Source organism: Embleya sp. NPDC005971, assembly GCF_040629175.1.
Taxonomy (GTDB): Bacteria; Actinomycetota; Actinomycetes; order Streptomycetales; family Streptomycetaceae; genus Embleya.
This window is the reverse complement of sequence record NZ_JBEXUX010000027.1, coordinates 61,048-83,773: the sequence shown is the minus strand read 5'-3', so window position 1 is coordinate 83,773 and position 22,726 is coordinate 61,048. Positions and strand designations below refer to the sequence as shown.

The 22,726-nt window shown below is 70.5% G+C and carries 18 protein-coding genes; 6 read left to right on the top strand and 12 right to left on the bottom strand.

The window, feature by feature from the left end; all coding sequences use genetic code 11:
- Positions 1–94: 94 nt before the first annotated feature.
- The 4 genes from blsF to ABZ374_RS23850 form a co-directional block, all read right to left on the bottom strand.
- The gene (gene blsF / locus ABZ374_RS23865) at positions 95–1,087 is read right to left on the bottom strand and encodes a CGA synthase-related protein (RefSeq protein ID WP_360314219.1); all 993 of its coding nucleotides are present in this window, start codon (positions 1,085–1,087) and stop codon (positions 95–97) included.
- Complete coding sequence (blsE, locus tag ABZ374_RS23860) at positions 1,075–2,064, bottom strand: cytosylglucuronate decarboxylase (RefSeq protein WP_360314217.1); 990 nt, start codon at positions 2,062–2,064, stop codon at positions 1,075–1,077. Before blsE ends, blsF begins: the two co-directional genes overlap by 13 nt.
- Positions 2,065–2,118: 54 nt before the next feature.
- Positions 2,119–3,321 (bottom strand): hydroxymethylcytosylglucuronate/cytosylglucuronate synthase, encoded by a 1,203-nt coding sequence (locus tag ABZ374_RS23855; RefSeq protein WP_360314215.1) that lies wholly within the window; start codon positions 3,319–3,321, stop codon positions 2,119–2,121.
- Positions 3,322–3,497: 176 nt separating this feature from the next.
- Positions 3,498–4,913 carry an FAD-dependent oxidoreductase gene (locus tag ABZ374_RS23850; protein WP_360314213.1) on the bottom strand — a complete coding sequence of 472 codons (1,416 nt, stop codon included), beginning with the start codon at positions 4,911–4,913 and terminating at the stop codon, positions 3,498–3,500.
- A 160-nt stretch (positions 4,914–5,073) separates the two neighbouring features.
- On the opposite strand from ABZ374_RS23850, the gene ABZ374_RS23845 reads away from it, so the two are divergent.
- Positions 5,074–5,454, top strand: coding sequence for a VOC family protein (locus ABZ374_RS23845; protein WP_360314211.1), 381 nt, complete (start codon positions 5,074–5,076; stop codon positions 5,452–5,454).
- A gap of 151 nt (positions 5,455–5,605) precedes the next feature.
- Here ABZ374_RS23845 and ABZ374_RS23840 read toward each other — a convergent pair whose 3' ends face one another.
- From ABZ374_RS23840 to ABZ374_RS23820, 5 genes are all read right to left on the bottom strand, one after another.
- Positions 5,606–7,429, bottom strand: coding sequence for a DUF4157 domain-containing protein (locus ABZ374_RS23840; protein ID WP_360314209.1), 1,824 nt, complete (start codon positions 7,427–7,429; stop codon positions 5,606–5,608).
- A gap of 219 nt (positions 7,430–7,648) precedes the next feature.
- Complete coding sequence (gene abc-f / locus ABZ374_RS23835) at positions 7,649–9,307, bottom strand: ribosomal protection-like ABC-F family protein (protein WP_360314207.1); 1,659 nt, start codon at positions 9,305–9,307, stop codon at positions 7,649–7,651.
- 151 nt (positions 9,308–9,458) lie between these two features.
- Positions 9,459–11,231, bottom strand: a complete 1,773-nt coding sequence (ctaD, locus tag ABZ374_RS23830) for a cytochrome c oxidase subunit I (protein WP_360314205.1) — start codon at positions 11,229–11,231, stop codon at positions 9,459–9,461.
- Between the two features lie 441 nt (positions 11,232–11,672).
- Complete coding sequence (locus ABZ374_RS23825) at positions 11,673–12,194, bottom strand: EF-hand domain-containing protein (RefSeq protein WP_360314203.1); 522 nt, start codon at positions 12,192–12,194, stop codon at positions 11,673–11,675.
- Between the two features lie 139 nt (positions 12,195–12,333).
- The gene (locus ABZ374_RS23820; protein ID WP_360314201.1) at positions 12,334–12,693 is read right to left on the bottom strand and encodes a hypothetical protein; all 360 of its coding nucleotides are present in this window, start codon (positions 12,691–12,693) and stop codon (positions 12,334–12,336) included.
- Here ABZ374_RS23820 and ABZ374_RS23815 point away from each other — a divergent pair.
- Positions 12,692–13,492 (top strand): hypothetical protein, encoded by an 801-nt coding sequence (locus ABZ374_RS23815; RefSeq protein WP_360314199.1) that lies wholly within the window; start codon positions 12,692–12,694, stop codon positions 13,490–13,492. The two genes, ABZ374_RS23820 and ABZ374_RS23815, sit on opposite strands and share 2 nt — an antisense overlap.
- Positions 13,493–13,541: 49 nt before the next feature.
- Here ABZ374_RS23815 and ABZ374_RS23810 read toward each other — a convergent pair whose 3' ends face one another.
- Both ABZ374_RS23810 and ABZ374_RS23805 read right to left on the bottom strand, forming a co-directional pair.
- Positions 13,542–13,925 (bottom strand): VOC family protein, encoded by a 384-nt coding sequence (locus ABZ374_RS23810; protein ID WP_360314197.1) that lies wholly within the window; start codon positions 13,923–13,925, stop codon positions 13,542–13,544.
- A 337-nt stretch (positions 13,926–14,262) separates the two neighbouring features.
- Entirely contained in the window at positions 14,263–15,381 is a 1,119-nt protein-coding gene (locus tag ABZ374_RS23805) for a serine hydrolase domain-containing protein (protein ID WP_360314195.1), read from the bottom strand.
- A 384-nt stretch (positions 15,382–15,765) separates the two neighbouring features.
- Here ABZ374_RS23805 and ABZ374_RS23800 point away from each other — a divergent pair, with 384 nt between their 5' ends.
- From ABZ374_RS23800 to ABZ374_RS23790, 3 genes are all read left to right on the top strand, one after another.
- Complete coding sequence (locus tag ABZ374_RS23800; protein WP_360314293.1) at positions 15,766–16,848, top strand: serine/threonine-protein kinase; 1,083 nt, start codon at positions 15,766–15,768, stop codon at positions 16,846–16,848.
- Positions 16,849–17,015: 167 nt separating this feature from the next.
- On the top strand, positions 17,016–17,906 hold the full coding sequence (locus ABZ374_RS23795; protein ID WP_360314193.1) for a DUF1963 domain-containing protein: 891 nt from the start codon (positions 17,016–17,018) through the stop codon (positions 17,904–17,906).
- Positions 17,907–18,027: 121 nt separating this feature from the next.
- A complete protein-coding gene (locus tag ABZ374_RS23790; RefSeq protein ID WP_360314191.1) occupies positions 18,028–18,801 on the top strand; it encodes a TIGR03084 family metal-binding protein in 774 nt (257 codons plus the stop codon).
- Positions 18,802–18,888: 87 nt separating this feature from the next.
- On the opposite strand, the gene ABZ374_RS23785 is transcribed toward ABZ374_RS23790, so the two are convergent.
- Entirely contained in the window at positions 18,889–19,770 is an 882-nt protein-coding gene (locus tag ABZ374_RS23785) for a GNAT family N-acetyltransferase (protein WP_360314189.1), read from the bottom strand.
- Between the two features lie 449 nt (positions 19,771–20,219).
- On the opposite strand from ABZ374_RS23785, the gene ABZ374_RS23780 reads away from it, so the two are divergent.
- On the top strand, positions 20,220–22,631 hold the full coding sequence (locus ABZ374_RS23780) for a UvrD-helicase domain-containing protein (protein WP_360314187.1): 2,412 nt from the start codon (positions 20,220–20,222) through the stop codon (positions 22,629–22,631).
- Positions 22,632–22,726 lie beyond the last annotated feature (95 nt).

Below are 22,726 nucleotides of genomic sequence, written 5' to 3'. Positions count from 1 at the left end.
GCTCCAGGGGTGACGGGCCTTCGGCGACGCGAGGCGTTCGGTCGGGGCACGCGGTGGGGATGCCGGCGTCGTGCGGGGGTCTACGGTGGAATGCTCACAGTGGGGCGAGCGAGAGTTGGCGGAGCGTACGCGCCACGCGCTGGGCGCCGCGCAGATCGTCCAGGTCGGGGGCGAGCGCGTCCCACAACGTGGTGACGCCCTCGTCGGGCGGCGCCCATACGCCGGGGTCCCGGGGGTCGTCGGCGCACGGAACCGGCATCAGCCGGCGCATCCGCGCGGCCAGATCGCGCTGGGCGCCGCCCAGCGGCGGCAGGAACACCAGTGGGGCGCGCCGCGCCTGGGCCAGGGCCGACGCGCCCAGGGTCGGCGCGGCCAGGAACAGCCGGGCCCCGGCATGCAGCGCGTCCACATCCACGTCCACGGCCCGGCTCACCCGTACCTCAGGGCGGTCGGCCAGGCCCGCCAACGCGGCGCGGATCGGGGTGAGCCGCAGGTCGCAGACCACCTCGCAGCGGCCCGTGCGGCGCAGCGCCTCGTGCACCAGCCCGGGCAGCGTCGTGTCGACGAACGTGTTCGCCTCGGCCGCCGGCACGTCCCACAGGGACAGCAGCAGCAGGGTGCCGGCGCGTTGTCGGCTGCGGGCCGACCGGACCGGCGCGAGCACGCCGGTGGGCCGAAGGCCGGTCGGGGCGCGGGTGGGGTCGGGATCGGGCAGCCAGCCCGGGCGGTGCACGCGGTACAGGGCCCGGTCGGTCGCGCCGGCCGTCCCGAGTGTGTCCGTCGTGCCCGGGTGGCCCGAGTACAGGTGCACGACCGGTACGCCCGAGGCCGACAGCCGCGCGGTGGCGGCCTCGTCGTCGCAGACCAGCGCCACGTCCGGCGGCGCCTCGTCGGAGGTGCCCGGCACGGGTCGCAGGTCGCGCAGATGCGCGGCGACGCGTCGCCGGGCGAGCAGCGAGTCCAGTTGCTCGTCGCGGGAGACCAGCAGGATCCGGCGCGCCGACTCGCCGGGCCCGGACTCGCGCTCGGCGCCGTCGCGGTCCGGCCGTCGGGTCTCGGGCCCCTCCCGCGGAGTCAGTACTGCCACGGGGTCACCGATCCCAGCCGGGCGACGTCGTCGCTGTAGCCGGCCGCCGTGGTGGAACAGCCGTTGCACACCAGCGGCCCGCGGTCGCGATAGAAATCGGCGTGCTCGCGGAAGGCCGGGGTGTCCAGACCGATCACGCCCGACTCGCGCAGCGGGGCGCCGCCCGGGCCCTCGTCGCCCTCGCGATGCGGGATGCAGCTACACGCGTACATCCGCCCGTACTTGCCGTCGATGTAGATGACGTCGTCGGTGACGTGGCACTGCGGCAGTGACGCGCGGGGGGTGACGGATTCCGCGAAGTAGCGCCCCTGTTCCTCCGGATCGTCGCCGTAGAACCGCTTCCCCATGGGCACCAGCAGCGAGTCCGGATCCGCGTCGTAGACGCGGTCGCACACCCGGCGCACCTCGTCGGGGTCGGGATAGGTGATGCTGCGATCCAGTTTCAGCGCCGACAACTCCCACTGACGGACCCCGGCGCGGGTCAACACCTCCTGGAGCAGCGGCATTTCGGCGTAGTTGTGCGGACCGACCACGGTATTGACTCGGGGCAGGACACCGAGGGCCGCGGCGGCGCGCAGTCCGCGCAGGCCGTTGTCGAACATGCCGGGGGAGCGGCGGTAGACGTCGTGGGTCGCGGCCGAGGCGCCGTCCAGGCTGACGATCACCTGGGCCAGGCCCGCCTCGGCCAGGCTCTCGGCCATTCTCGGCAACATCGAGCCGTTGGTGATGATGGACATCTTCATTCCTGCGGCCGTGCCCGAGCGCACCAGCTCCACCACGTCCGGATGCATGAGCGGCTCGCCACCGGTGAATCGCACATACGCCACGCCGGCTTCCCGGGCCTTGGGCAACAGGTCCGCGAAATCCTGAGGCGAGAACCGAAAGGTGTCGCGGGAAAGCGCGAAGTCGCACATGAAGCAGTCGGCGTTGCAGGCTTCCAGGATTCTGATGAAGAGATATCGGTGACGCTCACGCACGGTGGGACCCTTCGGGCCGGTTCGAAGACGGGAGGAGACGAGTCGAGCCGGCCGTCAGGCCGGTCGGGGTTCGCCGGGCAGGATCGCGAGCAGGGCGTCGGCGACCTGGGCGGCTCCGTCGACCCCGACGGCCGCGGTCAGCGCGCCCCAGTCGGTGTCTTCGGCGGCGCCGCGCAACGCGGTCAGGATGCCGTCGCGCAGGGCGATCGTGGTCGCCCGACCGCCCGCGTCCGCGGCCGCCGCGGCGATGCCGGCGTAGATCAGCTCCAGGGCGTGGTCCTCGCCGCGATTGCGCAGCGACAGCGCCTCGTCCTCGGTGAACACCGCCTTGGGCCAGGCGATCCGGGTTTCCGTGCCGATCGCGTCGCTGTGGAAGCGCCCGTTGAAGATCTGGCTGAGATTCTGCGGCGGCAGGCAGATGGTGGGCACGCCCAGCCGACCGGCCTCCAGCAGGGTGGTCAGGCCGGGGGAGGCCAACAGGATGTCGCAGCCGGCCACCCGGTCCAGGAACTCGCCGTGTGCGAGCGCCCCCGTGGTCACGCGTGGCGGTGCGATCGACGCGTCCACGAGTGCTCCGGCCAGGTCGGCGGGCAGGTTCCCGGCCACGTGCACCTCGTGGACGCCGTGGGCGGCGAGCGCCTCCAGGACGGCGGGCACGACGATGCGCGGGTAGGCCGTCCAGTCGCCGAGCCGAGGGGCGCGCAGGCCGCCCAGGCTGACCAGGGCCGTGCGGTGCGGACGGGTGGTGCGCGCGGCCGGCTCGGCGGCCGACGGGGCGCCGACGACCGCTTCCACCCAGCGCAGGTTCCGGACGGACGCCAGCACGTCCCGGCACTCGGGGGGAAGTTCGACGCATTTCTGCGCGCAGTAGACCGTCGCGTCCAGGGGGAGCGCGGCCCGATCCCCCTCGGACCACATGAACGGCAGGCTGTCCACGAACACGGTGGGAACGCCGGCCGCCTCCAGCGTCGTGGCGAGCGCACCGTCCAGGACGACGACCGCGGCGGCCACCCCTTCCGACCGGGCGATGGCGCCGACCGCGCCGGGTACGTCCGTCTCCGGCAGGTCGTACCAGCGGTCGATGGCGTGTTCGGCCAACACCGGGCGGCCGAGGCCGGAGGCCAGGCCGACGAACCTCAGGGGCACGGTCGATCGCTCGCGCACGGCCGACAGGACGGCGCCGAGTTTTCCCGAACTGCCCCAGCCGAATTCCACGCCGGAGACGACCACGGTTCGTGCATTGGGATCAGTGCGCATTGAATCCGTCGACTTCCCGTTCGGGCGAGTTGGCGGAATCAATATAGGTCGATATTCCCGAACGGTGCAACCGGTTCGTCGGTTGTTTTCGGAATGCATTGTCGATATTCCGAAATGCATTCAGTTATTCGATGGGAAGGACTATTGATATGAAGAATGGTGGTGGCGGGTGGGCCTCAGCCGGCCAGCAGGCACAGCAGTTGTTCGCGGTCCGGCCCGGGTGGCCCCATCGGAGAGGGTGACGCGGGCGGCGCGGGTGGTGCGTCGGCGATCCTGGCCCGGATGACCGGTCGCGCGAGCACGTCGCGAGTCAGCGCGAGGCAGGTGGCGGTCTCCAACAGGCCGCGGAAGACCTCGGCGTCCCGGAAGGCGGCGGCGGTGAACGGGGTCGGCCCGGGCGCCGGTTCGCCGATCCGGTCGGGCGCCATCTCGGCGGCGCGTTCGCGGTCGGCGGCGATCTGCTCCCGATAGAACGGCGCGACCACCCGCTCCGTGGCCTCGTCCCAGGCGAGCGGGAACCCGGCCGGATCGTCGGCGTGTTCGCGGACCACGTCCCGGAGCAATCGGGCGTGCAGCAGTCCGATGCTCAACCCCCGGGCGGCGGTGGGGTTGGTACAGGCCCACGCGTCGCCCACCGCGGCGAAGCCGGTGGCCACCGGACGTCCGGCCGACACGAACCGCCGCCGGCAGTCCAGGACTCCGGCCATCGCCACGACATCGGTGATGGGCGTGCCGTCCAGCCAGTGCGCCTGGAGCGGGCAGGCGCCGACCACCCGGGTGAAAGCCTCGGGGTCGCGCAGCGCCTTGAGCGGGGCGTCGCCGGTGCCGGTGACCACCGTGATCGACCACGTGTCGTTGTCGCCGGGAATGGTCAGCAACGCGAAGGTGCCGTACGGCGTGAACGGTGCGCTGCGTCGCCGCGGTAGCCGTGGGCCGGTGAAGTAGCGGGTGTAGTAGGCGAATCCGCCGTCCTCGGACTCGGTCTCCGGGCCCGCCGCGCCGATTCCGGCCAGCCAGTGCGCGGAGGGGGTGCGCCGTCCCGTGGCGTCCACCACCAGGTCCGCGCGGAACTCGGCGCCGTCGACGGTGCGTACGCCGGCCACATGCGGGATGCCGGGCAGTAGCGACGCGCCGGCGAGCAGGCCGGCAATCGCCGTGCCCCGATGTATCCGGATGTCCGCGTCCTCGGCGGCTGCGGCGAACACCGCCTCGACCACCGGCCGCCGGCCGGTGACGAAGCGGAAGCGGTCGTCGTCGGGATCGGGGACGTAGCCGGCGACGCTCGGCGGCAACGGCAACAGCGCGCTGTCCTGGTGGCACCCGGCCGCCACGAGTCGGTCCAGCACATCCGGCAGTTCCTGGGCCAGCACCTGGCGAAACCGGGGCAGCAGGTTGTGCGGCTGGCGAAACTGGGCCACGCCGCGGCGCTCCCAGCTCAGCCACGCGTCCGCGGGATCGGCGGGCGGAGCCGAGGGGTCACGCTCGCACACGGTGACGGTATGCCCACCGCGCGACAACATCAGGGCCGTGGCCAGCCCCACCACGCCGCCGCCGCACACGATGACCGATGTCGTCGGACTCTCGTTGTCCATGGGCCACACGGTGACAGGTCGACCGGCTGCCCGCGATCCCTTTTCGAGTCCGCCGCGCAACCGCCTCGCGCCGACCGTGCGGGTGCGGCGGCTCCTGTTTCGAGGCCCGCCACAGCCAAATCCGTTGGCGGATCGCCCGGTTGCGGCCATAGTGTCGGCCATGGCTTCCCTAGTGCATCACGTGACCATCGACTGTGCGGACACCTACCGGCTCGGGACCTTCTGGGCAGCGGTCCTGGACACCAGGATCAGTGACGACGATCAGCCGGGCGACCCCGAGGCGCTGGTCGAGACGGAGGGCGTCTCGATCCTGTTCATCGCCGTGCCCGAGGGCAAGGTGGTGAAGAACCGGATGCACTTCGACCTCCAACCCACGGACCGCACCCGGGACGAGGAGGTCGAGCGGGTGTCGGCGCTCGGCGCCACCCTGGTCGCCGACCACCGCCGCCCCGACGGATCCGGCTGGGTCACCCTCGCAGACCTCGAAGGCAACGAATTCTGCGTGGAACGCAGCGCTGCGGAACGAGCCGCCGGCTCCTGACCCCACGCTGCGCCGAGCCGCAGCCCCGGGGCGGTCATGCGGCAACTGCCGTGCCCTGAACACTACTTGTGAGACACGCGGGGGCCGAACCGACACCGCCGGGCCGGCGCGCCCGTTCCCCGGGGACCGGGCGCGCCGACGGCGGAGCGGTTCACATCATCAGCAGGTCGATCATCCGGTCGTGCGTGTGTTGCAGCGCCTGTACGTTCCCCTCGAACCGACGTGCCGCCATCGCGTTCGTGAGCGCCAACACCCAGGCGTCGTTGCGGGCCTTGGTGCCCTTGTTGTTCGCGGCGATCTGCACGTTGGCGTAGCGCAGGCCCTTGAGGATGTTGCGGATCTCGGCGTGCGCGTCGGCGGCGGTCCCGATCATCCCGTGGTCGTTCTCGATGGTGGCGGTGGCCACGGCGGCGTAGAGCGTGTCGGCGATGATGTTCCAGCGATCCCGCGCGCGGCCCATCCGCATCGTCAACGGGTTCGCGAAGCTGCGTACGCCGGGGGTGGCCGGCCAGTGGGTCGGGGCCGGATGCGGCAGGGGGACGGCGGGGACCGGCGGCGGTATCGCCACCATCGGCGTACTCGTCCACGCGGTGTGCCAGGTCGTTCCGGCGCCGGCCGGATCGGTCTGGTACATCTGGAAGTAGTAGCGCTCGTCCGGACTGGGCACCGCGTCCTCGGCGTTGCGCGCGTAGTTCTCCAGGGTCACCACGTCGGACCCGTCGGAGGCGACCACCCCCGCCCAGTGATCGCCCCAGGTCCTGCTGCTCAACAGCACCGGATTCGCGCCGGCCATGGGACGGTAGAAGTCGGTCTGGCTGGGATAGGCGCCCTGGGCCAACTGGGACGTCGGGGCGGTGACGACCAGGCTCACGGTCAGGAACCCCTCGCCGACCCCGGGCGCGGCGAACTGGTTGAGTCCGTACGTCTGGAGATACCCGGTGAACGTCGCCGTCGGCGCGTGCGCGGCGGCGCCGTAGGCCGCGGCGATGGTGCGCGCGGTGTCGGCGACCGTCACCAGGTCGGTGTCGTCGAGCACCGGCGGCGGCGGACCCGGCAACAGCGCCCGGGCGATGTGATATTCGAGCATGTGATGGTGCGGCACATGCGGGTTCGCTTCGAACCGTACCGAAGGGAACGGTACGCCGATCACGTGCGAGATCATCTCGTTGCACGGCTGGTTGCAGGGCATGTTCAGGCCGGTCGTGCCCGACGCGGCCTCCTGCGGCAGCACCCGGAGCAGCGTGTTGCCCGCGACGGTGATCCGCCGCTGGTTCGCCCCGGGCGGATCGGCCACCAGCCGAAAGCGCGAATTGATGAGCGTCAGGCGGTGGTTGCTCGCGTCGACGACGGCCTGCGTCGCGTAGAAGCACTTCGGTTGCCGGACCCCGAGGTCGCAATCCTCGATCGCCATCTCGTTGTTGCCCGACACCCGCAGCGATACCCCGCCCGGATTCGTCGCCGCGAGCCGCACGGTCGGCGGCGCACCGGTCATGAACGACTGTCCACCGCCCGCCTTGACCTGCCCGATGAACGAGTCCTGCGGCTGTACGGGCGCGTGATGCGCACCACCGCCGACGACCACGAACGGCGCCCCCGGACCGGCGGCGTGCACGTTGTAGAACTGTGTCACCGCGCGCCCGTGGCGCCCGGCGCCCGGCACCCGCACCGGCAGGCCGCGCGCGACGCGCCGGCCGGCCTCGATCGCCTCCGCCTCCAGCGCCGGGTCCGGGGCGCCGGGGCGGACCCGGCCGTACCGCTGCTGCAACACGTGGGCCAGCTCGTGCCCGATCAGCTCGCGCCCCGCGACGCTGTGCGGGTCGTATGCGCCCGGCGCGAACGCGAGGTCCGTGCCGTGTGTACAGGCGAGCTGCCCGGCGCCGAACGTGCCTGTGCCCAGGGCCCCTTGGTGAATCCGTACCGCCGCGAACCCGGCGTCGAACAATTCCTCGAACGCGCCGCGCACCGCCGGCGACACAGCTCTTTCCCCGCCCACGCCAAACCCCCCAGCTCGGCCGACCCGACAACACGCTCGAAGCTACGTGTTCCGGCACGCGTGCCGTGGCGTTTTGCCGAGAATCGAGGGAGTTGCGCCCCCGTGCTGCTCGCGGGGACGATGTCGGTTCTCGGGGATCCGCCGGTGACCTCCCAGGTCTTGAGGACGGCGGCCACCGACGCCTCGGTCGAGCCGGGGCGCTCAGTGCCTTCGGCCGCCGCGCAGGTGCAGGCGTTCCCCCGGGAACCGTTCGCGGAAGCGCCGGTCGTGCGAGACCGCGACCACCGCCCCGGGGTAGGCGGCGAGCGCCGCCTCCAGGTCCTCGATCAGGTCGAGGGCGATGTGGTTCGTCGGCTCGTCGAGTACGAGGAGGTCCGCCGGCCGGGTCACCAGCCGCGCGATCTGCAGCCGCCGTCGTTGCCCCGCGGACAGCGCCGCGACCGGGACGGGAAGGTCCTCGCTGCGGAACAGGCCCAGCGCCAGCAGTTGTTCGGCGTATTCCTCCGGCAGCCCCGGGCGGCCGGCCGAGAACGCGGCGAGCAGCGGGAGGCGGGTGGCCCGCGCGGGCAGTTCCTGGGCCAGGTAGGCGATCCGGGCCGTCCGACGCACCGCTCCCGCGTCCGGTTCCAGTTCGCCGGCCAGGACGCGGAGCAGGGTCGTCTTGCCCGCGCCGTTCTCGCCCGTGACCAGCAGGCGCTGCCCGGGGGCGATCGCCAACAGCTCGTCCAGACGCAGCCGTTCGCCGACCGCCACCCGGTCCAGCTCGGCGAGCGGGAGGTCGACGGGACGTTCGCCACCGGCCGCCGCCGGCACCGTGGTGAACCGCAGTGGTTCCGGCGGCGCCGCCACCGGGTTGCGGCGCAGGTGGGCCAGCCGCTCACGGACCGCCCGTACCTGCCCTCCGAGTTTCGCCTCGTGGGAGCGGCGGTGCTTGCCGAAGCCCTGCCGCGGATCCTTGCCGGTGCCGGCCAACCGCTTCCCCGCGGCGTCGAGCAGCTCCTCGGCATCGGCCACCTCTTCGAGCCAGTCCGCGTGTTGCTGCTCCGCGCGGCGTCGAGCGGCGGCCTTGGCGGCTCGGAAACCCGCCCAGCCGTCGCCGTACCGGTGCACCGTGCGTGTGTCCCGGTCGACTTCGAGGATCGTGTCGGCGATGCGCTCCAGGAAGCCGCGGTCGTGGGTGACCGCGACGACCGTGCCGCGGTGCGCGCGCAGGCATTCCTCCAGGTGGTGCACGGCCGCGGCGTCGAGATGGTTCGTCGGCTCGTCGAGGAGCAACAGTTCGGGGGCGGCGGCCAACACGCAGGCGAGCGCGAGCCGCGATTGTTCGCCGCCCGAGAGCGAGCCGAGCACGCGGTCGCGGGTGACCCCGACGAGCCCGAGCGCGTGCATGGCGGCATCGACGCGGGCGTCCGCCCCGTAACCGCCGCGTTCCTCGTACACGTTCAACAGGTCGCCGTACGCGTCGAGTTCGTCTTTCGACGCGTCGGCGAGGCGGGCCTCCGCGGTGCGCAGCCGGTGTTCCAGGTCCCGCAGTTCGGTCAGGGCGAGGTCGACGGCGTCCTGCACGGTGCGGTCCGGGTCGAGGTCGAGGGTCTGGGCGAGGTGGCCGATGCCGCCGGGGAAGTCGACGGTGATCCGCCCGGCGTCCGGGGCCTCGGCTGCGGCGAGCAGCCGGAGCAGGGTGGATTTGCCGGAGCCGTTCTCGCCGACGACCGCCGCCTTCTCGCCCGGGCGGATGGTGAAGGAGACCTGGTCGAGGAGGGTGCGGGTGCCGTAGGACTTGCTGACGTCCTGGACGGACAGTTGCGCCACGGCGGCGGGCGAAGGGGTGCCGGAAGTGGTGTGGGCGCGTTCGCGCATGTGACTTTCCCTGGGCATGCGAAGTGTCTACGGGCGGCGGAATCGGCGACGTCGGCCGGGCCCGGACTCAGAGAAAGTAGAACAGTGCCACCCATCCACCATAACAAGAGACGCGGCCGGCGCGGCGGCGACCGCGCGGGCCGGCGGTCGGTCAGTGCTTCGTCGTCGGCCCCTTCGACGTGTCGATGGCCGAGGCGATGTCGGTGTCGGGATCGGCGCCGGCCAGCAGTTCGGCCACCCGGCGGGTGGGGTAGTCCGCGGCGGCGACCTCCGGATAGTGCAGGTCGAAGGCCGGGGATTCGGAGCGCACTCGGGGCTGCCGGGTGAAGTTGTGCCGGGGCGGCGGGCAGGGGGTCGCCCATTCCAGCGAGCGACCGTATCCCCACGGGTCGTCCACCACGACCCTGCGTCCGTATCTGTGCGTCTTCCAGACGTTGTACAGGAACGGCAGCGTGGACAGGCCGAGCAGGAACGAGCCGATGCTGGAGACCGTGTTCAGCGTGGTGAACCCGTCGCCGGCGAGATAGTCGGCGTAGCGGCGGGGCATGCCCTTGGCGCCGAGCCAGTGTTGCACCAGGAAGGTGGTGTGGAAGCCGACGAACAGGGCCCAGAAATGGATTTTGCCGAGTCGTTCGTCGAGCATCTTGCCGGTGAACTTGGGCCACCAGAAGTGGAATCCGGCGAACATGGCGAAGACGACGGTGCCGAAGACGACGTAGTGGAAGTGGGCCACGACGAAGTAGCTGTCGGTGACGTGGAAGTCCAGTGGCGGAGAGGCCAGGACGACGCCGGTGAGCCCGCCGAAGAGGAACGTGACCAGGAAGCCGATCGACCACAACATGGGGGTCTCGAAGGACAGCGACCCGTTCCACATGGTGCCGATCCAGTTGAAGAACTTCACTCCGGTGGGTACGGCGATCAGGAACGTCATGAACGAGAAGAACGGCAACATCACGGCACCGGTGGGGAACATGTGGTGTGCCCAGACGGTGACCGAGAGTCCCGCGATGGCGATGGTGGCGGCGATCAGGCTCTTGTAGCCGAAGATGGGGTTGCGCGAGAAGACCGGGAGGATCTCGGTGACGATGCCGAAGAACGGCAGCGCGATGATGTAGACCTCGGGGTGGCCGAAGAACCAGAACAGGTGTTGCCACAGCAGTGCTCCGCCGTTGGCGGGGTCGAAGACGTGGGTACCGAACTTGCGGTCGGCCTCCAGCGCGAACAGGGCCGCTGCCAGTACCGGAAACGCCATGATGACCAGCACCGAGGTCAGCAGGACGTTCCAACAGAAGATCGGCAGCCGGAACATGGTCATCCCGGGTGTACGCATGCAGATGATCGTGGTGATGAAGTTGACCGCGCCCACGATGGTCCCGAAGCCGGACATCGCCAGGCCCATGATCCACATGTCCCCGCCGATCGACGGCGAGCGCACCAGGCCGCTCAGCGGGGTGTACGCGAACCACCCGAAGTCGGCCGCCCCCTGCGGGGTGAGGAACCCGGCGACCGCGATCAGCGAGCCGAACAGGTAGAGCCAGTAGGCGAGCATGTTCAGGCGGGGGAAGGCCACGTCCGGTGCGCCGATCTGGAGCGGCATGATCCAGTTGGTGAAGCCCGCGAACAGGGGTGTGGCGAACATCAACAACATGATCGCGCCGTGCATCGTGAACGACTGGTTGAACTGCTCGTTGGAGATGAACTGCGTGCCTGGGCGCGCCAGTTCGGCGCGCATGCCGAGTGCGAGCACGCCACCGAAGAGGAAGAACAGGAACGATGTGACGAAGTAGAGGTTGCCGATCGTCTTGTGATCGGTGGTGGTCAGCCAGTTCACCACGATCTCGCCTCGGCGGGCCGAGCGCGGAACGGTCTCCGTCTCCGTCGCCGTGGGCACGGTGGTCGGTGTCGGCGCCTGGGTGTCTGTCATGTGTTTGCTCCGCGGGATGCTTGGCACAGGGACGCCGGGTCGACGGCGTGACCGGCCGCGTTGGTGCTTCCGTTCACGAACCGCCTCCAGGGGGCACCACGACTCGCTGTTGACGATCATGGCGGGTCACCCATAGCTTTCTCGCCGATGGGCACTACCCGTATGGGGTATGGAAGACCCGGGCGGGCGAAGGGTGAACAGCACATGGGGGACCGGATGCACCGACAGCAGGGACACCTGATCTCCGCCGGCAAGGGCCACGCCGTCTTGCACGGCATGCACTGAAGCGGGTGCGACCGCAATGCCCTGGCCGAGCGCGATCAACGGCACGGGCCGGGTCGACGTCCGCACCTCTGCCTCCGTTCCACCCATGCTCCACCCCCGCTGCTCCACCTCCGCTCCGTCCCGCACCGCGCGGCCGTGGCCGTCCGGCCGGCGGGGTCAGGAACGGCCCGGCACCGGTTGCCCCGTGCCGTAGGCGGCGGCCATCGGGGAACTGCCCATGGTGACGAAATTGCGAATGCCGGCCAGGTAGGCGTCGCGGTCGACCAGTCCGTCGCGGTCGTTGTCGAGGGCGTCGAATGCTACGGCGGCATCGGCCTCGGCGTTGCCTCCCGCCGCGCGCAGGCGGATGAACTCGGCGCGGTCCAGGCGCCCGTCGGCGTCGGCGTCGGCGATGTCGAACAGGGAACCCAGGGCGGGTCGGCAGGAGCGTTCGAACGCGTCGTGCCCCACCCACGAGCGATATTCCTCGAACGTCACGCGTCCGTCGTGGTCGGCGTCCATGTCTTGGAAGACCGCCTCGTGGGCGGCCCGCGACGCGACGACGACCGGATGGTGGGCGTCGCGGCCCACGGCGGAGGCCACGCGGTCGACCCGGGCGAGATATTCCTCGTGGGTGATGGCTCCGTCGCCGTCGACGTCCAACATGGCGAAGATGCGGTGCTGCGGTGAGTCGGACACTGCGCTCCCTCCAGGGTGCTCCATGGCTTTGCAGCCGCAAGATACCCAGGAAGGGAGTAAATGCTCCCCTATCAGAGCAAGTCGTATAAGCCGTACAAAGGGCGTACGTGGAAGGCAGGGCGAACCCCTGGCAACGGACTCACCGTTCGACGCGGCCCCGGATGGCGAGTGCGGCGAGGCCCGGGAGGACGGGTCCGACGAGGCGTGAGGCCATCTCGATCTCGGCCCCGGTGGAGGTGAGGCCCTGGCCGGAGGCGGCGTCCGCGAGGAAGGTCGCGCCGAGGAAGCCGGCGTCGGCGGTGAACGTCGCGTGGTCGAATCGGGCGATGCCGAGGTGGGGAAGACCGGTGGTCGGGTTCCGAAGGGCGTGCAGGGGCGCGGTCAGGAGGGGGCCGTCGAAGCTGCGGCCGCGGTGGGCGAGGGCACCGGCGGCACGTCGTTTCCGGTGGGTCGTGCCGAGGTCGGCTCTGTCGGAGCGTGGTGCAAGAGTGCCGCGCATGTCTCTTGCCGAGCTCACCTTCGACCGGTGGCGTTCATTCGACCTCTCCACCGCCCGCCGAGTCGCACGACAGGCGGCCGATACGGCAGGCGGTCGTGTTGTCGCCGTCGAGGCCGTGGAGCACCTCGGTGCCCGGATGCACCGCGTCCGGATCGAACGGGACGCCCAGGAATTCGCCCTGGTACCGGGTGGCGTCGTCACGCTCGGATTCGACCTCGACACCTGGCAACCGACGCCCGAACAGGTCGCCGACTACCGGCAGAGCGAGCAGGCGGGCTTCGGGTACGGACCCGATCTGCGGGCCTATCTCGCTCACCTGCTCAGTCCGCGCCGGCAGGTCACCCTCGCGACGGTGCTGATGGCGGTGGAGGACGAGAACCTCACCGAGCCGCCCACCGACATGCCGGGGGTGCTCGCGGCGCGAGGTCTGCGGATGCCGAACTCCGATGAGTGGGAACACGCCTGCGGAGCCGGCGCGACCACCCTGTTCCGATGGGGCGACGACTGCCCCCTCGACCGGAGCCCCTACGAGGATCACACCGGCCCACAGCACGGACCGAACGCCCTGGGCCTGCTCATCGCCTACGACACGTACCGGACCGAGCTGACGAGCGACGTCACCGCGGTGCACGGCGGCGACGGCGGCGAGTCGGTCTGCGGCGGCTACGGCCGCCTGATCGCATGGCTGGCCCTGGCCACGGCCAACCGCAATCCTTTCCTCGCCACCGAATTCGTGTACACCTCGGATGGCGAGGACATGTACGAGGAATTCTCCACCCGGCCCGTATTCGCGCTCTGAGCCTGGGCCCGAGCCGGGATCGCGCCGTGTCGGCGCTGCCGCGTGGGCGTCAGGAAGTCATGGCGGCTCGGTCGGACTCGCTGCGCAGCACGCAGAATTCGTTGCCTTCGGGGTCGGCGAGGACCGCCCAGCCCGAACCGTCGGGATTGCGGTGATCGGCAACGAAGGTGGCACCGAGGCCCAGCAGTCGGTCCACCTCCTGATCGCGCGACGTCTCGGGGCGCAGGCACAGATGGATCCGGTTCTTGATCGTCTTGGCCTCGGGCACCTGGTTGAAGTACAACACCGGGCCCTCCGCCAACAGCACCTGGACCTCCGGGTCGCCCGGTCGGTCCGCCGGATCCAGCGGCCGGCCGGTCACCCCGCTCCAGAACCGGGCCAGCCCATAGGCATCCACACAGTCGATCGCCACGTTCTGCAATACCGAGACCATGCGGGCGAGCCTTCCCGATCTGCACGCCGAATACCACCGAGTTCCGCTCCCGCCTCGGAACGTACGGCATCTCACGCGACGATTTCGGCCCCGGCCCCGGTAGTCGGCGCGCGGCACGGTCTCGATCAGCGGGGCGCCGAGCCCGGTGTGCAGCCCGGGTGCGAACTCGGCGGACGGCGTCACGGCATCCATCGTGTTCGCACCCCCTCGACCCCGACCCTCGCGAGTCGTGCACACCGCCACGGCCGCCACCGCCGCCGGCCGAAGGCTTCGACGGGAGACGGCCGTCGAGGTCCATGGCCCCGTCCCGGTCGAACCGTCCGGTCGCCGAAGGCGGTCAGCGGAGGTCGCGGATGAGGGTGCGGAGGATGGAGTCGACCTTTGCCTCCTTGAACTCCTCCGAGCCGATCAGCAGGGTCACGGCCCGTTGGCCGTCGTCGGTGACGGTGTTCCGGATCTTGTGTCCGGTCTCCATGAAGCCGCTGTGTCCCCAGGTGACCAGGCCCGGGGCCTGCTCGTAGCGCTCGACGCCCAGGCCGTAGCGCGCCCCCCGCACGGTGGGGTCGGGAACGGTCCGCTTCATCTCGGCGAGCTGGGCCGGGGCCAGCAGTTTCCCGCCCATCAGCGCGGACCAGAAGGCGGTGACGTCGGCGCCGGTGGAGACCAGCGCACCCGATGCGTCGGCTCCCGAGGTGTTCCATTCCGTCCAGTCGAGTTCCTTCCCGGACCGCCTGACGTAGCCGCGCAGTTCCGGCTCGGGGAGGGTGGTCCGGTCGCCCGGCCAGGAGGTGTTGCGCAGGCCGAGGGGCTTGACGATGCGCTGTTCGATCTCGGTGGCGATGCTGCGCCCGGTGACCTTGGCGACGATCATTCCGGCCAGGTTGTAGTTGGTGTTGGAGTAGGAGAAGGGCTTGTCCTCGGGCGGGGGCAGGGTCAGCGCCTGCTCGATCGTCTGCAGGGGTTCGATGTGATCCCAGCGGTGCGCGGTCTCGTCCCGCCAGAACGGTGCCTCCAGGTAGTCGGGCAAGCCGCTGGTGTGCTGGAGCAGTTGCCGGAGGGTGATCGTGCGTCCGTCGTAGGTCCCGGTGCGGATCAGCCCGGGCAGATGACGGTCGACGGTGTCGTCGAGCCCGAGCTTTCCTTCGCCGACGAGCTGGAGCACGACCGTGGCCACCCAGGTCTTGGTATTGCTGGCGATGCGGCTGTGCTCGTTGCCGACGACCTTGCGGCCCGTCTTGCGGTCGGCGAGGCCCACACCGCCGGTCAGGACGCCGCAGCGGGGACTCTGCACCGTCATGCCGACCCCTGACGCGCCGACACCGCCCAGTGCCTTCAGCGCCGCCTGGACGGGCCTGGTGTCACACGGCGGTGCTGCGGCCGATGCGACAGGGGCGGAGGCGGTCAGCAGGGGGACCGCGACCGCCAGGGCCGCGACAGCGCTTGTCCGACGACGCATGGGCTCTCCATCTCCGATGAGGTTGGCTGCGAGGTAACCGGTTGCCCACATTGTCGAACGTGTGTCGAATGCGGGCGTGTCGTGCCCGTCCTGGAGTTCCGCGCGGGGTTGCTGTGCGCTGCGGACAGGTCATCTCATTCGAGGGAGCCGTGGGTTGTCCGTTCGTTCAAGGATTTGCGGCCGGTTCGTCCCGGGGTACCAACGTCTGGGACCGGCCCGGCGAGGGTGGGCGGCCGGCGACGGCCGGGCAATGCCCGGACCACGTAGGCCACTTCGCCGGTCACGCCTTCGTGGGCGCAGCCGACGCGGCCCGGCCTCGCCGGCGTAGGGTCGTGCCGTATGTGGGAGCGCAGCAGCCCGGGTGCGGGCACCGAGGAGCCGTCGATGCCGGGCCGGGATCGGCTGCGGGCCGGGCGGTTGGCCGGATACGGGGCGGTGAGCACGCAGCTCTCCCTGCTGAGCGACCACCGGCTCGGGGAGGTGGTGGCAGCCGCCACTCCGCTCGGGTCCGGCATCGGCGGCCGGTCGGCGGAGTTGCACGTCGACGGAACTCGCGTCTTCGTCAAGCGCGTCCCCTTGACCGACACGGAATTGCGCCCGGAGAACGTGCGGTCGACGGCGAACGTCTTCGGGCTGCCGATGTACTACCAATACGGGATCGGATCGGCCGGGTTCGGTGCCTGGCGAGAGCTTGCGGTGCACACCATGACCACGAACTGGGTGCTCGGCGACGAGTACGCGGGATTCCCGCTGATGTACCACTGGCGGGTCCTGCGCGATTCCGCTCCCGAAGGATTCACCGACGAGTTCGGGGGCCTGGAAGGCGCTGTCGCGCACTGGGAGGGATCACCGGCCGTACGCCGTCGGCTGGAGGCCATCGGCCGGTCGTCGTCCAGCCTGGTGCTCTTCCTGGAGTACGTGCCGCACACCCTCGGCACGTGGCTGGCCGAGCACCGCGAGACCGCCGTGGCGGAGGGCGAGGAGGGCTCGCTCGGTCTTCGGGTGGAGGAGGCGTTGGCGAGCGGGGCCGCCTTCATGGGCTCGCGCGGACTCGTGCACTTCGACGCTCACTTCGACAACATCCTGACCGATGGTCACCGGCTCTACTTCGCCGACTTCGGACTCGCCCTGAGCTCCCGATTCGACCTCTCGGCGGACCAGGCCACCTTCCTCTCGCAACACCTCGCGTACGACCGCTGCTACACCGCGAGCCACCTGCTCCACTACCACCTGCTCGACGGCGTGGGAGGCGACGCCGAACGCGACGCCTTCGTGCACGACTGGATCGCGGGCCGGCGACCCGACGGCATCCGGCCGGACATCGCGGCCGTCATCGACCGGCACGCCCGCCCTGCCGCCGTCCTGGCCACCTTCCACCGCCGCCTCATCAACGAGAGCAAGCAGACCCCCTTCCCGCACGCGGAGATCGAACGAGCACTGAGTCCCGACCCCACCACCCCGAACTGACCGAGCCACCCCCACTCCCCGGACCCGGACATCGAACGCCCCGGCCACCACCGAAAGTTGTCCATGCCGAATCGCACGCCGTCGTTCGCCTTCCGCCCAGGTCGACGCGCACACCGCGATGGCACTCGGTACATTGCGCTCCATCGCCCACTTCCCCAGGAGCACCAGTGACCCGTACCACCCCGCCGAGCCCGGTCGACATGGGGACGTGGTTCCCGGAAGTGTTGCCCTACGCGAAGACCGCGACGCGTCTGCATCCGCGCCCGGCCGCGGTCGGGGTGCGGGACAGCTCGGTGGGCGGTCCGGTGTTGTGGCCGACGGACGAGCCGTGGCCGTACTGTGCCGAGGAGCACCTGTTCATGGACGAGCCGCCGGCGGGCCCGGTGCCGCTGATCCCGGTGCTCCAGATATTCGCATCGGACGTACCCACGCTGCCGTACCCGGCCGAGTGCGATGTCTTCCAATTGTTGTGGTGCCCGCTCGTGCACGGTCCTCACTACACGACGCAGCCGCGCCTGTATTGGCGATCGTCCGGGGCCATATGCGAAGCACGCAGCGAATTCCCGCGCCCCGAGGAGGGGTTGGACTTCATCCGTGAGCACACCCCGGTGCCCTGTGCCATCGATCCCGAACCGGTCGTGGAGTACCCGAGTTGGGACCTGCCGCCGGACGTCGCGGCCGCGATTCTTCCTGCGCGTGAGCGTTTGACGGCCGAGACGGAGTGGGTCTACGACCACCACCTGTCCGTCGCCCCCGGGATCAAGCTGGGGGGCTACCCGCTCTGGACACAGGAGCCGGACTGGCCGGACTGTCGGCACTGCGAGCAGCGCATGGATCACCTGGTGACGATTGCCAGCGGCGAGTACGACGGCGCCACGGGCGACCGGTGGTTGCCTCTGGAGGAGCAGCACGTCACCCTGCCCTCTGCGTCGGCCGAGGAGCGGCATCGGGTTTGGGCGGGGGCCGGCCTGACGCTCGGCGACCGCGGTGGCGTCTATGTGTTCGTGTGCGGTGGTTGCCCGGGTCTCCCATATCGGCATCGCTTCGACTGCTCCTGAGCCACTTCGAGGCAACCGCCGTGCAGACGCTCGGGTATTCGACCCGCCCGCGCGGCGTTGCGTTGTGATGAAGTGGAAGCCGAGGGCATATCGCGCAGGTGGAAGGGGAAGGTGACGGCGGATGCTGAATTATGGCCTTGATACGTCCGGTCTGGAGCGGGATGTCGCACTGGCCGACTTGGTGGCGGAAGGCGATGAGTTGCATGCGTTGGTGTCGGCGCAGGACGACTGGAGCAGGCCGACTCCGGCGGTGGGATGGACGATTGCTCATCAGATCGCGCACCTTGCCTCGGCCGATGCGAATGTGCTCGTCGCCTTGCGGACTCCGGAGGCGTTCGGCGCCGTCCTGAAGGAGGCGGAAGCGGCGGGCGGGGAGTATGCCGATCTCGATGCGGCGGCGGGAGCCGCGAAGCCGCGATCGCTGTTGCTGGAACAGTGGCGGGCCGGGCGGGCAGAGGTCGTGGCGGCGCTGCGGGAGGTGCCTCCGGATCTCGGATTTCCCTGGTATGGCTCGGAGGTGACCGCGACGCTGGTCGCACCGCTTCGGCTGATGGAGGTGTGGGCGCACGGGCAGGACGTTTTCGACGCCCTGGGTGTTGCCCGCCGTTCGACGGGTCGGTTGCGGCAGGTGGCCGCTTTGGGAGTGATGGGGCGGGAGTTGTCGTTCTACGCCGCTCGGCTGCCGGTTCCGGCGGAGCCGTTCCGTGTCGAGTTGGCCGGTCCCGACGGACGGATCTGGGCGTGGGGCCCGGAGGACGCGGCGCAACGGGTACAGGGCAGTGCTCTCGACTTCTGCCTTCGGGTCACCCGACGCCGGTCCCGAGCCGAGACCGACCTGACGGCGGTCGGTGTGGACGCGCAGACGTGGCTGGACAATGCGCGGGTATTCCTCTGACGAGGTCGATGGCGGAGCCCTCCGGATGCCGCCGGCGCAGCGGAGGGGCCGAGCCGGGATGATTCGCCGGCCCGGCTCCCGCCGCTTCTAGAGGTCGAGTTGGTATTCGAAGGTCGTGTGCGTCGGCGCGTAGCCGAGTGCGTCGTTGATGTGCCGCATGTGCGGATTGTTGTCGGCGGTGTCGGTGAGCAGGCCGCCGAGGTCCGGATATCGTTCGATGGCCCGGAGGATCGAGGCGGCCTTCATCAAGCGGCCGAGGCCGTGCCCTCGGTGTCGGGGGAGGACGCCGGTGCCGTAGTGCTGCCCATCGCCCTTGCCGTCACCGGGGATCACCAACTCGGTGAAGCCGGCGATCGAGCCGTCCGACGTGTCGATGGCGGCGACCGTGTGCAGCGCGGAACCCCGCTTCTCGACGGTTGCGGCCGCGGCCCGAACCCGTTCCAGGTCCCAGGTCACCGTGCCGAAGTCGGTGCTGCCCATCGGCATGTCGTCCATGGCGTGCCGTGACGCGACGAACGTGTCGGCGAGGTGGTCGGGCACGGTGCCGTCCCAGGACACCAACCGGTAGCCGGGACACGGCTGTTCGGTGACGCGGGTGAGAGCCGGGAGGTCCGCGTCGGCCAGGAGGAGGCGAGTGAAGGTCAGTGTCAGCACCTTGCGGAAGCCCCGGGCCGGGAGGAACTCCGCCCCGGGAGAGCCGGCTTCGGCCTGGGCGATGACACAGCGTCGGCGGTCTCCACGCGCGGCGGCCACGGCTTCCTCCAGGAGCCGGGTGCCGGTGCGGTTTCGCCGCTCGGCCGGATGGACTTGCAGGTCCAACTCGGCGAGGTGGTCCTGCCCGGGCCGGGTGAAAAGACGCAGGAACGCCGACCCGACGGGGTTGCCGTCGCCGTCGGAAGCCAGCCACGCCAGGCGGCGGGCGGACGGGCCGCCGTCGGGGTCGATCAGCGAGGTGATGCGAATGGACAAGGTGTCTCCGTCGTGGGGAGGAGGAACAAGCCGGCAGGGTTCGGGCGTGCTTGCCGACCACTCGTGCGCATGTGCCGCGCACCTCCTTGACGGCTACGGCTACGGCTACGGCGATGGCGTCGGCCTCCGGCGACCGGCGGCCTGAAGACGGTAGCGCTTCGACTCGGAACGAGAAATGGGTGGGCGTACCCCCACATCTCGATCCGGACGTGGCCGTCGGCGTGGTCCCGCCCACCTCGGAAGTCCCGGTGGGCGAGGCCCCGACACGTTCGATGCACGCCCGGTGGCGATCACGGGGTGCTCAGTCGGCCAAGCAGCGGCACCTGTGGGCGAGTTCGGTGCCGCCGGCGCCGGCCCGGCGGGTCGGCACGTGAGCAGGCATTGACGCTATGTGATCACATGCGCCACTCTCGAACTTCCGATGGCACACGGAACCGGGGGGCCGACAGGTGGAGCCGACGTCGGAACAACAGGCGGCGCGTGAGGTGTTCGTGGCGGGTCGAGACCTGGCCCTGATCGCGGGGGCCGGTACGGGCAAGACCTCCACACTGGTCATGATGGGCAACAGCACCCGAAAACGCGGGCTGTACGTGGCGTTCAACCGCGGCATCGCCGACGACGCCCGCGCCCGCTTCGGCTCGAACATGGAATGCCGCACGGCCCATTCCCTGGCCTACGCCGCCGGCGGACACGCCTATCGCGAACGCCTGAACTCGGCCGCCCGGTTGCCCGCCCGCGAGACCGCCCGCGTCCTCGGCCTCACCCGGGACATGTTCGTCGACCACGCCAAGATCACCCGCACCCACCAGGCCCGCCTGGTCATGGGCATGGTCCGCCGCTTCTGCTACAGCACCGACCGCGAGATCACCGTTCGGCACATGGAACGCATCAACGGCCTCGGGCATCAGGCCCAGGACCACGTCGCCGGTCTGCTGACGCCCTACGCCCACCGCGCCTGGCAGGACCTGCGCTCCCTGCACGGCCGGCTGCGCTTCGAACACGACCACTATCTGAAGATGTGGGCGTTGACCCGCCCCACCCTGCACGCCGACTTCGTCCTCCTCGACGAAGCCCAGGACACCAATCCCGTCCTGGAGGAGATCTTCCTGGCCCAGGACGCCCAACGCGTGTGCGTCGGCGACCCCGCCCAGCAGATCTACGCCTGGCGCAGCGCCCGCGACGTGATGACCGGTTTCCCCGCCGAACACCTGCACCTCACCCGGTCCTTCCGCTTCGGGCCCCGGATCGCCGAGGTCGCCAACCGCTGGCTGCGCCACGCCGAATCCGACCTGCAACTCAGCGGCCATCCACCCGTCGACTCCCGCATCGGCCCCGCCCCGCACGCCGACGCGGTCCTGTGTCGCGGCAACGCCGATGCCATGAGCGAGGTACTCACCTGCCTCGAACACGACATCCCCGTCGCGCTCACCGGCGGCGGCGCCGCGCTCGAACGCATCGCCGGCGCCGCCCAGGAACTGATGGCGGGCCGGCGCACGAGCCACCCCGAGTTGTTCCTGTTCGCCTCCTGGGACGAGGTCCGCGAGTACACCGAACAGGACACCGCCGGCCAGGACCTCAAGGCCATGGTGCAACTCGTCGACCTGCACGGCCCGCAGCTCGTCATCGACGCCGTCCGCCGACTGACCACCGAGGCCGACGCCAGGGTCGTCGTCTCCACCGCCCACAAGGCCAAGGGCCGGGAGTGGAAGAGCATCCGGATCGGCACCGGGTTCGACGCGCCCACCGGCGACGAGGAAGGCGTTCCGCGCCCGCTCAACCCCGCCGAGGCGCGCCTGATCTACGTCGCGGTCACCCGCGCCCGGCACCTCCTCGACCACACCGGCCTGGACTGGATCGACGCGTACGAGGCCGCCGGCGCGCGACTCGCCGACGGCATCGTCGCCGGACGCCCGATGATCGAACTGCCGCTGACCCGGCAACTGCGCTACCCCGCCTCGCCCATGTCCACGTTCATGGCCGCCCACCTCCCCGAGAGCCACCTGCTGGTCCGCGACTACCTCACCCGCATCACCGACCTGCCGCACCCGGTGCAACCCATCGACGTGCGCTACCCGGACTGGGCGGCGCTGGGTCACGCCATCGACTACCGCCTGCGCCTGTCCATGGCCCGCCCCCCGGGCCCGGCGGTCGACCTCGGCGTCGCGCTGGTCGGTTCCGACACGCCCCTGCCCGGAGCGCCCGACCCGAGGGCACGCAAGGCGCTGCACACCGCCGGCCGCGATCTGCTCGCCGCCGTGCACGCCCACCTCGCACACCGGTTCCGCGCCGACGCCGAAACCCTGAACCGCTGGTGCTTCGTCGCCGCGGCCTACGAGGACATCAGCCGCTCGGGGACGATCCGCCGCCGCGGCCCACTCGCCGCGGCCACCGCGTCCACCACCCTGGCCGAACTCCTGGACGCCGTCCCCGCCTACGTCCACGCCGACCTCGAACGGCAATTCGCCCTCGCGCGGGACGTGTTCACGCCCCTGCGCGCCCTCCCCGACGAGCGCCGGATCTGCGGACCCACCTTCGCCGGCAGCGCCGACCTCGGCGGCGCCGACGCGGACTTCATCCTCGGCGGGACCCTGATCGACTCCAAGGCCACCACCCGCCCGCGGAACCTGGGTCGCGAGGAGATCCACCAGCTCGCCGGGTACCTGCTCCTGGACTACGACAACCGGTACACGATCGACCGCGTCGGCCTCTACCTCGCCCGCCAGGGAGCTTTGATCGACTGGCCCGTCGACACGTTCCTGCGCCTCGCCGGCGCCACCGAACCACCGGCGACACTGCGCAACCGCCTCAGGGACCACCTGCTCCGGGCACGGGCCGCTCGCCGCCGACCCCCGGCCTCCTGACGGAGCCGCGCGTCGTTGAAATCTACACCGCGATGATAAAAATCGACACCGTGTAGAATTTGTGGCGAGGGAGCAGTCCGGCTCTTTTCCGAGTC

Excerpts from the sequence above, each read along its gene's own strand:
- ABZ374_RS23855 (WP_360314215.1), bottom strand. The coding sequence starts at position 3,321 with ATGCGCACTGATCCCAATGCACGAACCGTGGTCGTCTCCGGCGTGGAA.
- ABZ374_RS23850 (WP_360314213.1), bottom strand. The coding sequence starts at position 4,913 with ATGGACAACGAGAGTCCGACGACATCGGTCATCGTGTGCGGCGGCGGC.
- ABZ374_RS23845 (WP_360314211.1), top strand. The coding sequence starts at position 5,074 with ATGGCTTCCCTAGTGCATCACGTGACCATCGACTGTGCGGACACCTAC.
- abc-f (WP_360314207.1), bottom strand. The coding sequence starts at position 9,307 with ATGCGCGAACGCGCCCACACCACTTCCGGCACCCCTTCGCCCGCCGCC.
- ctaD (WP_360314205.1), bottom strand. The coding sequence starts at position 11,231 with ATGACAGACACCCAGGCGCCGACACCGACCACCGTGCCCACGGCGACG.
- ABZ374_RS23815 (WP_360314199.1), top strand. The coding sequence starts at position 12,692 with ATGTCTCTTGCCGAGCTCACCTTCGACCGGTGGCGTTCATTCGACCTC.
- ABZ374_RS23820 (WP_360314201.1), bottom strand. The coding sequence starts at position 12,693 with ATGCGCGGCACTCTTGCACCACGCTCCGACAGAGCCGACCTCGGCACG.
- ABZ374_RS23810 (WP_360314197.1), bottom strand. The coding sequence starts at position 13,925 with ATGGTCTCGGTATTGCAGAACGTGGCGATCGACTGTGTGGATGCCTAT.
- ABZ374_RS23805 (WP_360314195.1), bottom strand. The coding sequence starts at position 15,381 with ATGCGTCGTCGGACAAGCGCTGTCGCGGCCCTGGCGGTCGCGGTCCCC.
- ABZ374_RS23800 (WP_360314293.1), top strand. The coding sequence starts at position 15,766 with ATGCCGGGCCGGGATCGGCTGCGGGCCGGGCGGTTGGCCGGATACGGG.
- ABZ374_RS23790 (WP_360314191.1), top strand. The coding sequence starts at position 18,028 with ATGCTGAATTATGGCCTTGATACGTCCGGTCTGGAGCGGGATGTCGCA.